The sequence below is a fragment of the Amycolatopsis sp. VS8301801F10 genome (genome assembly GCF_046195355.1).
In the GTDB taxonomy this organism is placed as follows: Bacteria; Actinomycetota; Actinomycetes; order Mycobacteriales; family Pseudonocardiaceae; genus Amycolatopsis.
Genome location: NZ_CP176065.1, coordinates 7,643,471 through 7,656,759, shown reverse-complemented (window position 1 = coordinate 7,656,759; position 13,289 = coordinate 7,643,471). Strand labels below are relative to the sequence as shown.

At 70.1% G+C, this 13,289-nt stretch carries 13 protein-coding genes; 9 read left to right on the top strand and 4 right to left on the bottom strand.

What is annotated here, in order from left to right:
* The first annotated feature begins 3 nt into the window (after window positions 1-3).
* The 9 genes from F9C11_RS35035 to F9C11_RS34995 are packed head-to-tail and all read left to right on the top strand — an operon-like array spanning window position 4 to window position 9,270.
* Window positions 4-1,233: an acyl-CoA dehydrogenase family protein gene (locus F9C11_RS35035; RefSeq protein ID WP_409181648.1), complete on the top strand. Its 1,230-nt coding sequence runs from the start codon at window positions 4-6 to the stop codon at window positions 1,231-1,233.
* A gap of 40 nt (window positions 1,234-1,273) precedes the next feature.
* Window positions 1,274-2,377, top strand: coding sequence for an acyl-CoA dehydrogenase family protein (locus F9C11_RS35030; protein WP_409181647.1), 1,104 nt, complete (start codon window positions 1,274-1,276; stop codon window positions 2,375-2,377).
* Window positions 2,378-2,403: 26 nt separating this feature from the next.
* The gene (locus tag F9C11_RS35025; protein ID WP_409181646.1) at window positions 2,404-3,039 is read left to right on the top strand and encodes a DUF6875 domain-containing protein; all 636 of its coding nucleotides are present in this window, start codon (window positions 2,404-2,406) and stop codon (window positions 3,037-3,039) included.
* Entirely contained in the window at window positions 3,039-4,073 is a 1,035-nt protein-coding gene (locus F9C11_RS35020; protein WP_409181645.1) for a ketoacyl-ACP synthase III family protein, read from the top strand. Before F9C11_RS35025 ends, F9C11_RS35020 begins: the two co-directional genes overlap by 1 nt.
* Window positions 4,073-5,701, top strand: coding sequence for a (2,3-dihydroxybenzoyl)adenylate synthase (locus F9C11_RS35015; RefSeq protein WP_409187038.1), 1,629 nt, complete (start codon window positions 4,073-4,075; stop codon window positions 5,699-5,701). The genes F9C11_RS35020 and F9C11_RS35015 overlap by 1 nt, the downstream gene beginning before the upstream one ends.
* Window positions 5,698-5,922, top strand: a complete 225-nt coding sequence (locus tag F9C11_RS35010; RefSeq protein WP_344278357.1) for a phosphopantetheine-binding protein — start codon at window positions 5,698-5,700, stop codon at window positions 5,920-5,922. Before F9C11_RS35015 ends, F9C11_RS35010 begins: the two co-directional genes overlap by 4 nt.
* A complete protein-coding gene (locus F9C11_RS35005; RefSeq protein ID WP_409181644.1) occupies window positions 5,919-7,400 on the top strand; it encodes an amidohydrolase family protein in 1,482 nt (493 codons plus the stop codon). The genes F9C11_RS35010 and F9C11_RS35005 overlap by 4 nt, the downstream gene beginning before the upstream one ends.
* Complete coding sequence (locus tag F9C11_RS35000; protein ID WP_409181643.1) at window positions 7,397-8,215, top strand: tryptophan 2,3-dioxygenase; 819 nt, start codon at window positions 7,397-7,399, stop codon at window positions 8,213-8,215. The genes F9C11_RS35005 and F9C11_RS35000 overlap by 4 nt, the downstream gene beginning before the upstream one ends.
* Window positions 8,212-9,270 (top strand): methyltransferase, encoded by a 1,059-nt coding sequence (locus F9C11_RS34995; RefSeq protein WP_409181642.1) that lies wholly within the window; start codon window positions 8,212-8,214, stop codon window positions 9,268-9,270. The genes F9C11_RS35000 and F9C11_RS34995 overlap by 4 nt, the downstream gene beginning before the upstream one ends.
* 42 nt (window positions 9,271-9,312) lie before the next feature.
* Here F9C11_RS34995 and F9C11_RS34990 read toward each other — a convergent pair whose 3' ends face one another.
* The 4 genes from F9C11_RS34990 to F9C11_RS34975 all read right to left on the bottom strand — a co-directional run bounded on the left by F9C11_RS34990 (window position 9,313) and on the right by F9C11_RS34975 (window position 13,247).
* Window positions 9,313-10,158 carry an alpha/beta hydrolase gene (locus F9C11_RS34990; protein WP_409181641.1) on the bottom strand — a complete coding sequence of 282 codons (846 nt, stop codon included), beginning with the start codon at window positions 10,156-10,158 and terminating at the stop codon, window positions 9,313-9,315.
* 38 nt (window positions 10,159-10,196) lie between these two features.
* Window positions 10,197-11,039, bottom strand: a complete 843-nt coding sequence (locus F9C11_RS34985; protein ID WP_409181640.1) for a BTAD domain-containing putative transcriptional regulator — start codon at window positions 11,037-11,039, stop codon at window positions 10,197-10,199.
* 140 nt (window positions 11,040-11,179) lie between these two features.
* Window positions 11,180-12,505, bottom strand: coding sequence for a cytochrome P450 (locus F9C11_RS34980; protein ID WP_409181639.1), 1,326 nt, complete (start codon window positions 12,503-12,505; stop codon window positions 11,180-11,182).
* 196 nt (window positions 12,506-12,701) lie between these two features.
* Window positions 12,702-13,247 (bottom strand): ArsR/SmtB family transcription factor, encoded by a 546-nt coding sequence (locus F9C11_RS34975; protein ID WP_409181638.1) that lies wholly within the window; start codon window positions 13,245-13,247, stop codon window positions 12,702-12,704.
* Window positions 13,248-13,289: the final 42 nt, after the last annotated feature.

Here is a 13,289-nt window from a genome sequence, read left to right as displayed (position 1 = left end):
GGGGTGCACTGGGCCGACAGCGAGCAGGACGCGGCGTTCCGCGACGAGGTGCGCGCCTTCATCCGCGAGTCCTTCCCGGCCGGGTACGAACCGGATCCGGCGGGCGAGAACAGCCTGGAGCCGGAGGACGCCCTCGGCTACGAGTGGTCGGCGGACCGGGTCAGTCCCGACCCGGTCCGCCGCGAACACGCGCGGGCGTGGGCGGCGGCGCTCGCCGGCCGGGGCTGGGTGGCGCCCCGGCTGCCGGAGAAGTACGGCGGGGCCGGGTGCTCTCCGATGCAGGAGCTGATCCTGCAGGAGGAGATGATGCGCGCCGGAGTGCCGACGGTGAACGGCATCGCGGCCTTCCTGTTCGCGCCGACCTTGCTCGCCTGCGGCACCGAGGAACAGCGCGCCGCCCACCTGCCGGGCATCGCGCGCGGCGAAGTCACCTGGGCGCAGGGATTTTCCGAACCGGACGCGGGATCCGACCTCGCGTCGGTGCGGACGAGGGCGGTCCGCCGGGGCGGCGAGTACATCCTCAACGGGCAGAAGGTGTGGACCTCGCTGGCGCAGTACGCGGACTGGCTGTTCGTGCTCGCTCGCACCGACCCGGACGCGCCGAAACACCGCGGGCTCACCATGCTGCTGGTGGACGCCAGGTCGCCGGGCGTGGCGATCCGGCCGATCCGCGACCTCCGCGGCGCCGAGCCGTTCAACGAAATGTTCTTCACCGACGTCCGGGTGCCCGCGGAGAACCTGGTCGGTGCCGAGAACGAGGGCTGGAAGGCGGCGATGACGGCGCTGGGGTTCGAGCGCGCCGGCATCGGGGCGACGATCAAGTACGAACGAGTGCTCGCCCAGCTTGTCGAGTACCTCCGGAGCGGGCAAGCGGCGTCGTTCGTGCGGGACGACGCCGCGGTGCTGCGCCGCGAGATCGCCCAGCGGTACCTGGAAATCCGCGTGCTGCACAACCTGGCGCGCTACACCGTCAGCAAGCAGGAAGTGGGCGAGATGCCCGGATACGAGGCGTCGGCCAGCCTGTTGTTCGGCGCCGAGCTGAACCAGCGGCTGGCGCGCACGGGCGCCGGCGCGTTCGGCCCGTTCGCGAATCTGTGGCAGCGCGGCGAAGCGCCGTTGGGAGCGCTGTTCACCCATCTGCGGTTCGACTCGGTGGCCGCCACCTTCATCGGGGGCGCGGCGGAGATCCAGCGGCAGATCATCGCCTGCCGCGGCCTGGGTTTGCCGCGATGACGGCGAGCGGTCCCGGGCAGGCGACGAGGAAAGGCGAGCAATGGATCTGACCCTCACCGCGGACCAGCGGCTGATCCGCGACGCCGCGGCCGAGTTTCTTTCGGCGCGGGCGGCCGAGGCCGGAGCGCGGGCGGTGCGCACCGAAGCGGCGGGCTACAGCAGGACCTTGTGGAAGGAACTGGTCGACCTCGGGTGGACCGGGCTGCCGCTGCCGGCGAGCGACGGCGGCGAGGGCGCCGGATTCCTGACCGCGTGCCTGCTGCTCGAACAGCTGGGCGCGCACCAGATTCCCAGCCCGTATCTGCCGAGCGTGGTGTGCGCGGCGTTTCCCATCGCCCGGTACGGAACGCCCGCGCAGCGCGAGGAATTCGTCGGCGGGATCGTGCGGGGCCGGGTGCTCAGCTATGCCCGCGCCGCACCGCGCGGGCAGTGGGACTCGGATGACTCGGAGGTGCGGGCCACGCCCGTCCCCGGCGGCTACCGGCTGTCCGGCACCGCGTGGTTCGTGCCGTACGCCGAGGCTGCCGAGCAGCTGCTCGTGGTGGCCGGACTGGACGGCGAGCTGGCCGTGTTCGTCGCGGACACCGCGGTCCCCGGCGTGCACAGCGCCGAGCTTGACGTGGTGGGCAGCGAACCGCAGTATCGGGTGGAGTTCCGCGACGTCGTGGTTCCGGCCTCCCGCCTGATCGACGGCGGGCGCGCCGTGGTGCGGCTGATCTCCGCACTCGGCGCGGCGGCCGCCTGCGCGGAGATGGCGGGCGGGGCGCAGCGGGTGCTCGACAGCACCGTCCAGTACGCCCGCACGCGCGAACAGTTCGGCAGGCCGATCGGCAGTTTCCAAGCGGTGCAACACCATTGCGCGGACATGGCGGTCGACGTGCTCGGTGCGCGGCTGACCGCGTACGAGGCCGCGTGGCGGCTGTCCGAAGGACTGACCGCCGAGATGGAGGTGGCCGTCGCCAAGGCGGCGGTGAGCGAGGCGTACCGCCGGGTGTGCGCGCTGGGCCATCAGGTGCACGGGGCGATCGGCTTCACCGGCGAGCACGACCTGCACCTGTACACCCGCCACCAGTTCGCCTGTTCGCTCGCCTTCGGCGACGCCGGCGCGCACCTCGACTACGTCGCGCGGGCGCTCGGTATCTGATCATCGACCACAGTCCGGGGGACAAAGTGCTGTTAAAGCTGGACGAATTGGAAGGCGAGCTGGCCGCCACGTTCGACGAATGGCTGACCGGGTACATCGAAAGACCGCATCCGGAACTGGGCCGGAAAGGCGCGATCTGCCCGTTCGTCCGGCCCGCCCGGCTCGCGTCCGGGCTGCGCGCGTACCGGTACCACTGGCTCGCGGGCGGCGACCTCGGGGACATGCTGCAGATCTTCGACACCGCGATGTGCCGGTACCGGCAGGAGGACTTCGGCGAGCTCAAGCCGACCCTGCGCACGCTGGTGGTGGTGATTTCCGGGCTGCCTCCCCGGGACTACGAACTCGTCGACCAGGCGCACGCCGAGCGCAAGGGCGACGCGATCGCGCACGGGCTGATGCTCGGGCAGTTCCATCCGGAATGCCCCGCGCCGGCCGCGCACAACGAGCGGTTCCTGGTCAACCAGGCTCCGTTCGCCGCGGTGGCGGTCCGGGACATGGCGTTCCACGACATTCTGTTCCTGAACCACGTCGGAAAATGGTTCCGGGAGTACCGGGACCGGTTCGGCCATTTGTACGACGACGGCAAGCGGGTCGATCCGCATTTCCGGGAATTGTTCGACGCGGCGCAGTCCAGGCAAGAACACAAGATGGAGGTTGGGTAATGCGGATGGGGGACGTGTACATCGCGGGCATCGGGACCCACTTGCCGGATCGGTACAGCGCCGAGCAGGCCGTGGCCGAGGGACGCTACGACGAGGAGGTGCGCGAGGCGACGGGGATGCTGTCCGTGTCGGTCGCGGGGGACACGCCGGCCCCCGACCTCGCCATCGCGGCGGGCCGCGCCGCGCTGCGGATGGCGAACATCCGCGCGGAGGACTTCGCCGTCCTGGTGCACAGCCACGCCCATTTCCAGGGACCGGAGACCTGGTCGGCCCAGCACTACATCTTGAACAACACGGTCGGGCTTCCGATCCCGGCGCTCTCGTTGATCCAGGGGTGCAACGCGTCGGTGACGGCGCTGAGCTTCGTGCGCAGCTTCCTCAAGGCGGGCACGGAGAAAACCGCGGCGCTCATCACGGCGGGAGACAACTTCGGCACGCCGGTGATCGACCGCTGGCGGTGCATGAACCTGGCCCCGCTCGGCGACGGCGGCGGCGCGCTGGTGCTGTCCACCGAGTCCGGATTCGCCCGGCTGCTGTCCAACGGGGCCCATTCCAAGCCGATGATGGAAGAACTGCACCGGGGCGGCGAGCAGATGTTCCCGCCGCCGATCACCGTCGGCGAGCCGGTGGACCTGGAACGCCGGTTCGCCTACTGGAACCGGCAATGGGCGCAGGGCGTGAAACCGCCGACCGGCGACGCGACCGAGAACATCAGGGAAGCGGTCGGGCAGGCGCTGGCCGACGCGGAGCTGAAGATGGGCGACATCGCCAGGGTCGTGCAGCCGCACTTCGGCAAGCCCGCGATGCGCAACTTCTTCCTCGACCCCATCGACGTGGAACTGGAGCGCGGCACCTACGAGTTCGGCAGGCGGATCGGGCACGTCGGGCCGGTCGACATCATCGCCGGGCTCGAGCACCTGTGGCGCACCGGCGCGGTGCGGGCGGGGGAGATCGTGCTGCTGCTGTCCGAGACTCCGGGCATGGAGGCGGGCGCGGTGCTGGTCGAGATCACGCGCGACGGGAGCGACCAGTGATGCTCGCCGGATGCACGCCGTGGCCGGAGGAGTTCGCCCGGCGCTACCGCGAGGCCGGGCTGTGGCTCGACGTCCCCCTGGGCGAGCTGCCCCGGCAATGGGCCCGCGAATACGGCACGGCCACCGCCGTGGTGTCCGGCCAGGAGCGGCTGAGCTACGCCGAGCTGGACGAGAAGATCGACCGGATGGCGGGCGGCCTCGCCGGATACGGCCTCGTCCGCGGGGACCGGGCAGTGGTCCAGATGACCAACGAAAGCGCGTTCCTGATCGTCTGCTTCGCGATGTTCCGGCTGGGCGTCACCCCGGTGTTCTCGCTGCCCGCGCATCGCGACGTCGAAGTGATCCACCTGATCGAAACCTCCGGCGCGGTCGCGTACGTGATCCCCGACGTGCGGCTCGGCTACGACTACCGGCTGCTGGCGGCCCGGGTCGCGATTCCCCGGCGGAGCGTGCGGACCGTGTTCGTGGCCGGCGACGTGGGGGAGTACGCCGAGTTCGTTTCGCTGTCCACCGTGGGCGAAAAACCGGAAGGGCTGCCGGAGATCGACGCGCAGGACGTCGCGTTCTTCCTGCTTTCCGGCGGAACGACGGGGCTGCCCAAGCTGATCCCGCGCACCCACGCGGACTACTTCTACCAGCTGCGCTCGGCCGCGAAGCTGTGCGAGCTGGACCGGGACACGGTGTACCTCGCGGTGCTTCCGATGGAGTTCAACTACTGCCTCGGCTGCCCCGGGGTGCTCGGCACCCTGCACCACGGCGGCCGGGCGGTGCTCGCGCTGAGCCCGAGCCCGGACGGCTGCTTCCCGCTGATCGAACGGGAACGCGTGACGATGAGCTCCCTGGTGCCCACGATCGCGCACGCGTGGGTCGAAGCGCGGGAATGGAGCGAAGCCGACCTGAGCAGCCTGGAAGTGGTGCAGATCGGGAGCGCCAAGCTGCACGAGAGCCTGGCCCGCAAGATCACCCCGATGCTGGGCTGCCGGCTGCAGCAGGTGTTCGGCATGTCCGAGGGGCTGATGAGCTACGTGCGCCGGGGAGACCCGGAGTACACCGTGCTGCACACCCAGGGGCAGCCGCTGAGCGAATTCGACGAGCTGCGCGTGGTCGACCCGGAGACCGGCCAGGACGTGCCGCGCGGCGAATGCGGCGAATTGTGGGCGCGCGGCCCGTACACGATCCGCGGCTACTACAACGCGCCCGAGCACAACGCGGTCGCCTTCACCGAGGACGGGTTCTACCGCTCCGGAGACCTGATCTGGCAGACCGAGCGGGGCGACATGGTGGTCGCGGGCCGGATCAAGGACGTGATCAACCGGGGCGGCGACAAGGTGTCGGCGACCGAGGTCGAGGGCTATCTGCAGGCGGAGGAGGGAATCCGGCAGGCGGCCGTGGTGGCGATGCCCGACGAGGTGCTCGGCGAGAAGACCTGCGCCTTCGTCATCGCCGACGGAAAGGCGCCGACCGGGCTGCAGCTGCGGTCCTCCTGGCGGGCCAAGGGGATCGCGGACTTCAAGATCCCGGACCGCGTGGAGCTCGTCGACGAGCTTCCGCTCACCGGACTGGGAAAGCTGGACAAGGCCAGGCTGCGCGCGGACATCGCGGCGAAACTGCGGGAGGAGGCCGGATGAGCGGGCACGAGGAGCTCAGGGACGAGGTCGCGGGAGTGCTTTCCCTGCGCCCGGAGGACATCGAGGAGCATCGCAATCTCGCCGACCTCGGCATGACGTCGATGGAATTGATGGGGCTGATCAACCGGTGGCGGAAGCGGGGGCTGCAGGTCTCGTTCGACACGCTGGTGGAACAGCCGACCCTGGCGGCCTGGCGGAAGCATCTGGAGGCGGTTTCATGACGGCGGGCGAGGCGCAGCTGATCAGGGCCGGGATCGTCTACACCGCGGACGAGACCGAGCGGGTCGTCCCCGGCGGCGCGGTGCTGGTCGAGGACGGGAGGATCGCGGCGGTCGGGACGGACGCCGAGGTCGCCGCCGCGGCCGCGGCGCTGGACCGGCCGGTGCGCACGGTCGACGCGACGAACATGATGGTGCTGCCCGGTTTCGTCAACGCGCACTGGCACGAGTTCTTCTCGTCCCGGATCAGCCCCATGGACGCGCTGCGCCCGGTGCGCGACGACGAGGACGTGCCGGGATGGATGTCCTCGGGCGGCAACTTGCTGGCGGTCTCGCCGCTGTTCGACAAGTTCGCCGACCTGGTGCCGCGGCTCACCGAGCGGGAAGCGGTCGACATCGCCACCTACTCGGTGTGGACCCAGCTGCGTTCGGGGACCACCGCGCTCGCCGATCTCGGTTCGCTCAACCAGCCGGACGCCCTGGTCGCCGCGTTCCGCGCGGTCGGCATCCGCGGCGTCGTCAGCACCTGGGTCAGCGATGTCGTGTGCGAAGCGGGGGCGGCCCGCCCGCGGCGGTCGCGCCCGGCCGCCGCCGTCGTGGACGAACTGGACCGGGTGGCGAAGATCTGCGCCGCCGACGACACCGGGATGCTGCGGGCGCGCGCGTCGGTCGTCGTGGTGACCAACATGTCCGACGAAGCGGGAACGGGTCTCGCGGAGCTGGCCGACCGGTACGGGCTGACCACCGGGGCCCACTTGTGCGCGCTGCGCACGGAAAGCCCGACCGTGCGGGAGTTCTTCGGCCGGGGCTCGGTGCACCGGTTCGCCGATCTCGGGCTGCTCAACGACCGGTTGCTCGGCGCGCACACCAGTTTCGCCGACGAAGCCGAGCGGCGGCTGCTGATCGAGGCGGGCGTGCACGTCAGCCATTCGCCCGCCAAGTACGGGCCGGTGGGCGAATCCACGATGTCCGAAACCCGGCTGATCCCGGAGTTCGCCAAGGCCGGGCTTCCGGTGTCGCTGTCCACCGACGGCGCGGGCAAACCCATCGGCGGCATGGCGGAGAACATGCGCGCGGCGTGGCAGCAGCACAACGAGCTGTACGCCGACCCCACCGTGCTGCGCGCCAGCCGGGCACTGGCCATGGCCACCCGGCTGCCCGCCGAAGCCCTGCGCTGGCAGGACGAGATCGGCAGCATCGCCCCGGGCAAGCAGGCCGATCTGCTGATGGTGCGGGCGGACGACTGGCGGTACCTGCTGGAGCCGCGTCCGCTCGAGGCCTTCCTGCATCTGGGCGGGTCGCTGGACGTCGACACCGTGCTGGTCGCCGGCCGGACGCTGATCAAGGGCGGGAAATCGGTGCACCTGGACGAAACCGGACTGCGGCGGCGGTACCTGGACGCGCTGCGCTCGTGCTCGGCCCGGGTCTTCGACGTGGCGGAGCCGCAGCTGCGCGAGGTCTTCGCCAGGGCGGCCCGATGACCGCGGAACGGGAGGCGGTCTGCCCGCTGCGTCCGCCGGAATACGTCAGCTACGCGCACATGGACCGGTTGCACGAGCTGGTCGAGCCGAGGACGGACTCGCCGAGGGAAGTGGTTTTCCTTCTGGTGAGCCACGTCAAGGAGCTGCTGTTCCGGGTCGGGTACGTGGAACTCGACCAGGCGCGCGAGCAGCTGCGCACCGGCCGGGTCGACCAGGCGTGCCTCGCGCTCGACCGGGCCGCCCAGTCGCTGCGGGTGCTCGTGCAGACCTGGGACCTGCTGACCTCGATGTCCCCGGACGAGTTCCTCGTGTTCCGGCACATCCTCGGCGAGGCGTCGGGCACCCAGTCCTTCATGTACCGCACCTTGGAGTTCTGCCTGGGCAACAAGGATCCGCGCATGGTCGCCGCGGCCGAGGACCAGCTGGCGCTCTACCCGCAGCTGCGCCGGGAACTGGCCGCTCGCACCGTCTACGACGAGGCGCTGGGGCTGCTGGCCCGCGAGGGCCTCGACATCCCCGCGGCGGTGCTGGAGCGGGACGTGTCCGCGCAGTACCGGCCGGACGCCGCGGTGGAACTCGCGTGGCGGGCGGTGTACGAGCAGCCGGCGCGGTGGCCGGCCGCGCACCGGATCGCCGAGCGGCTGACCGAGGTGGCGTTCCGGTTCTCCCACTGGCGCGCCAGCCACCTGCTGGTGGTGGAGCGGATGCTGGGCAGCAAGCCGGGAACGGGCGGCACCACCGGGGCGCCGTGGCTGCGCGAGATCAACGAACATCGGTTCTTTCCCGAACTCTGGTCAGTGAGGACGTCGCTGTGACCCCAACGCTCAAGAGCCGCACCGCCCCGCTGACCATGCCGGGGCTGGTCCCGATCCTGTTCGGGCACGCCGCGTTCCAGCAGCTGAACGCCGGTTTCCAGCTCGGGCTTTTCGCCCGGCTGGCCGAGCGTCCGGACAGCTCGAAGCCGGAGCTGGCCGCCGCGCTCGACCTGCCCGCCCGCTCGGCCGACGTGCTGCTGCTCGGCACCACCGCGCTGGGGCTCACCACCGCCGAGGACGGCCGTTACCGGAACGCGGAGATCATCGACGCGGCGTTCCGGGACGGCAGCTGGCAGACGCTGCGCGACATCGTGGAGTTCCAGGCCCGGATCAGCTATCTGCCCGCGTCCGACTACGCGGAATCCCTGCGCACCGGCCGGAACGCGGGCATCCGGCATTTCCCGGGGGACACCGAGGACCTCTACAGCAGGCTGTCGAATTCGGAAGGCCTGGAGGAACTGTTCTACCGCGGGATGAACGCCTGGTCGAAGCTGTCCAATCCGGTGCTGGTGAACGGGCCGCGGTTCGCCGAGGTGCGCCGGGTGCTCGACGTGGGCGGCGGCGACGCGGTCAACGCGATCGCGTTGGCCCAGGCGCATCCGCACCTGCGGGTCACGGTGCTCGACCGCCCGGCCGCGCTGGAGGTCGCGGCGGAGCGGGTGCGCGCCGCCGGACTGCGGGACCGCATCGAGCTGCACGCCGCCGACATCTTCACCGGCGAGTACCCGGGCGGCCACGACTGCGTCCTGTTCGCCCATCAGCTCGTGATCTGGACGCCGGAGCAGAACCGCGAACTGCTCGGCAAGGCATGGCACGCGGTCGAGCCCGGCGGACGCGTGCTGATCTTCAACGCCTTCGCCGACGACGACGGGCAGGGGCCGTTGTACGCGGCGCTGGACAGCGTGTACTTCTCCACGTTGCCGTTCGCCGGCAGCACGCTGTATCCGTGGCACCGGTACGAGGAATGGTTGCGGGAAACCGGTTTTGCCGAGATCACCCGGGTCGGCACGTCGTCCTGGACGCCGCACGGGGTGCTTCAGGCGATCAAGTCCTGACTGCTGGGTGCCGCCGAGACTGGGCCTCGGCGGCACCCAGCGCTAGCGCGTCGCCATGGCCGCCAGCACCCGGGAGCCCAGCGGATCTGCGGGCTTTCCCAGTCCCAGCACCAGATCGAAATGGTTGGCCCCCGGGACGACCAGCTCGGCCGCCTGATTGCCCGCCTGGCGGGCCGCGGCCGCGAATTCCTTCTGCTGGCGAATGTATTCGCCGGTCTCGAATTCGCCCCGCGCCAGCAGCAGCCGGGGCGTCCGGCAGGGCAGCGCGTGCAGCGGGCTGTGCGCCCGGGCCGTCGCGGCGTCGAGGCCGAGCGCGTCGTTGACGTAGGTGTGCCGGATCGGTTCCAGGTCGTAGGTGCCGCTCAGCAGGCAAGCGCTGGCCAGCGGGGGCCGCTCGCCGGGCGTGCGCCGATCGGTGCACAGCGCCATGGCCAGCAGGTGCGCGCCCGCGGAACTTCCGCTGGCGTGCACCGCGTCCGGCCTGGTGCCGAGTTTTCCGGCGTTGTCCCGGATCCAGCACAACGCCCGCCACACCGCGTCGCACATCTCGGGCAGGGTCCGGCCGGGCGCGAGGCCGTAGCCCACTGCGGCGAATCCGTAGCCCTGGTTGACGAAATCCAGTGCGCTGAAGCTGGCCTCGTCCTTGCTGGTCTGCTGCCAGTGTCCGCCGTGGACGAACACCTGCAGCGGCGCGCCGGGCTCGGAAGCGGGGAAGTGGTCCACGGCTTCGGCCGGATGCGGGCCGTAGGAATAGGTGGCGAATCCGGTCGTGTCTTTGGCTTTCCGGCTGAGTTCGGCGCATTCCTCGAGAATGGCCGGGAAATTCGGGGCCAGGCGGCTCGGGGAGAATTCCGCGTCCAGCCGGGATCGCGGGGTTGGGTCGACCATGAGTTCCATGGTCGGTTTCCGCGGAACCGGTGTCAATATCAGCGCCCGGGGGCGGCGTACAGCTGGTGGAGCAAGGAGTTCCGGGCGGTCGGTTCGATCGCGGAAGTGCTGTTGGCGTCGAGCACCCTCCGCTGCAGCAGCTGCAGTTCGGCGGACGGTTCGATGCCCAGTTCCTCGGTCATAGATTTGCGCAGTTCATGGAATACGCGCAGCGCGTCCTGGCGTCTTCCCGCTCGCTGCAGCGCGATCATGTAGTAACCGTGCAAATGCTCGTCGAAGGGATGTTCCACGACCAGTCCGGACAATTCGGCGAGCACCTCGCGGAACTGCCCGATGTGCAGCTGGGTTTCCACCCGCTTGATCCGGGCGTTGGACCGCGTCTGCTCGATCCGGGCGACTTCGGCCTGCAGCAGCGGCCCCTGGTCGACATCGAGCAGCGGGAGCCCGCGCCACAGCTGCTCGGCCGCGGCGAGCAGCCGCACTCCCTTGGCGTGATCGCCGGCGTCCAGCGCGGTGCTTCCCCGTGCGGTCAGCCGCTCGAATTCGGCGAGGTCGAACCGGCTTTGCGCGGTGTCGAACAGATATCCCCGGTTGTGGGTCTGCAGTATTTCGGCGCGCACCCGGCTGCCGGGAACGTCCAGTGCCGCCGCCAGCTGCCGCCGGATGTTCAGAATGTAGGTCTGCACCGCGGTCACCGCCGATTTGGAAGGCTTTTTGAGCCACAGCTCGTCGATGATCCGGTTCAGCGAAACGACTTTTTCGTGCTGGGTGAGCAGCAACCCGAGCAAATGGCGTTCCTTCGGGGCGGACGGGGTCAGCGTCCTGTTCCCCGCGGATACCGAGAGAGGTCCTAATATCCTGAGGTCAAGAGTGCTCCGCATCTGGCTCCCCCATGAGACGCGCGCCGGTTTCCGGGCACGCTGTGCGCATTCGCGACGATTTTCCTGCATCGCCGGGCGAATGTGCAACAGGTCGGCCGATCCGAAGGGGAGTCTCCTGGCCGGGGAACGGGAAGCGCTGGTCAAGGCTTTCGGGCGGTCGCCCGCAACAGCAGGCCTTTGGTGCGCAGCGTCCCGGCGGGGACCGGGCGTACCCGGGCGCCGGGCACCGGGTCGAGGCGCCATTGGCGGGTGATGCCGGCGAGAGCCAGTGCCGCTTCGCCGAGGGCGAAGTTGTCGGCGATGCACTTGCGCGCCCCGTTGCCGAAGGGGATGTACGAGGCCGTCGCGGTAGCGCGGGTGTGGAGCCAGCGGTCCGGGTCGAAGCGTTCCGGATCCGGGTAGAGGTCCTCGCGGCGGTGGATGAGATAAGGGCTGACGATCACGTTCGTCCCGGCGGGCAGGAGGTGGTCGCCGAGTTTGGTGTCGGCGGTCAGCGAGCGGGAGGCGACCCAGCCCGGCGGCCGCAGCCGCAGCGTCTCGCTGATCACCCGGCGCGCGAGGGGCAGGCGCTCCAGATCCGCCGGGCCGACTGGATGGTCTGCCAGCACCTCGTCCGCCTCGGCGCGCAACCGGCTGGCCACCTCCGGCGCCCGCGTCAGGTGGTGGAGAGCCCAGGCCAGGGTGAGCGACGTCGTCTCGGCGCCGGCGAGGAAGAAGGTCAGCACGTTGTTGCTGATCTGTTCTTCCGGGGACGACAGGGCGCCCTGGTCGTCCTTGTCCGCGATCAGGATCGACAGCAGATCGTGGCGGTCGCGTCCGCCGGAACGGTGCCGCCGCACGAGGTCGGTGCTCACCTCCTGCAGCCGCTGCTGGGCTTGCTTGCGTTCCCGGACGTTCAGCACCGGCAGCTTGAATTCGCTCAGCGTGAGCAGCTGCACCGGAGTGTTGAGGAATACGTCCCCGTCCCGCAATGCCTGGCGGACCGTGTCCGGCGGAATCGAATCGGAGAACAGCGTGGACACCACGACCGACGACGTGAGTTTCCGCATTTCCGCCGAGACGTCGAGAATTTGCCCGTCTTGCCAGGAACCGGTCAGTTCGGCGATCCGGGCCGCGGCTTTGCCCAGGTAACCGGAGACGAGGTCGCGGTGGAAAACGGGCTGAAGCTGCCGCCGTTGGCGGCGGTGGAGGTCGTGCGGGCAGGTGAACAGGCCGTCGCCCAGCAGCCGGCGGTTCCATTCCGAGATCGGGCCGCCCTTGTCGAACGCGCGGTCGTCGCGGTGCACTTGGCGGGTCAGTTCGGGATCGCACACCACCACCACGGTCGCCGGGCCGGCCTTGACGCGCACCAAGTCGCCCTGTTCGGGCAGTCCGGTGAGAAAGCCGAAGGGATCGCGCAGCAAGGGGAGCAGATGCCCGAGGACGGGCAAGGCTCCGGCGGCGAGCGGGATCGTGCGCAGACTCATCGCTTGAAATTCTCCCCAGCACATCGGAAACGGGAAAGGCGGAATGCGTGACCCGGGGGCGCGCCGCCGTGGTCCGCGAAAAATACGCTTAGCCTGATCGAGGCTAGTCCGCGTCGCTCAAAGCGCGCTCAATTCCGGCGCGGCGACGGAATGGGCGTCCGCGGTTTCGGCCCCTGCGCGACAGCTCTTGCCGTCGTCAGTCCTTCGCGGGGTCCGGCTCTCCGGGCCGCTCGACCACGCTCCACAGGAACGAATACCTGCGCCCGGTCGGTTCCTCGCGTTCGACGAACTCGTCCAGCAGCGCGTCCAGCCGGGACTGGAGTTCGGTCGCGGCCTCGTCGCTCAGCCGGACCACGCCGCGGCGGGTCTGCTGGATCGACGCCGGGTCGGTTTCGAGCATTTCGGCTCGGTGCGCGTCCAGGGTCGCCAGTTCGACGCGTGCGGTCAGCGCGGGATCGCCTGCCTGGTCGAGGTCCAGGTGCCAGGTCCGCCGCGTCGTCCGGTAGGGGCGTTCCCACGCGCCCAGGTCGCTGCGGCGGGCCGGTTCGGCGACGAGGAAACCCGCTTCCGCGAGGGCGTGCACCCGGCGCAGCACGGTCGCCGGCGACTCTTCCAGCCGTTTCGCCAGCTGCTGGTTCGTCCACGCGGAATCCAGGCACAGCCGCAGAATCCGCCAGCTCAGCGGGTGCGCGAGCGCGCGGAGGTCGGCGGCGGTCGCCTGGCGCGGGAGGGGCTCGTCCATTGACAGCAGCTTAGCCGATTTGCTTCGATGGTATCGATATCA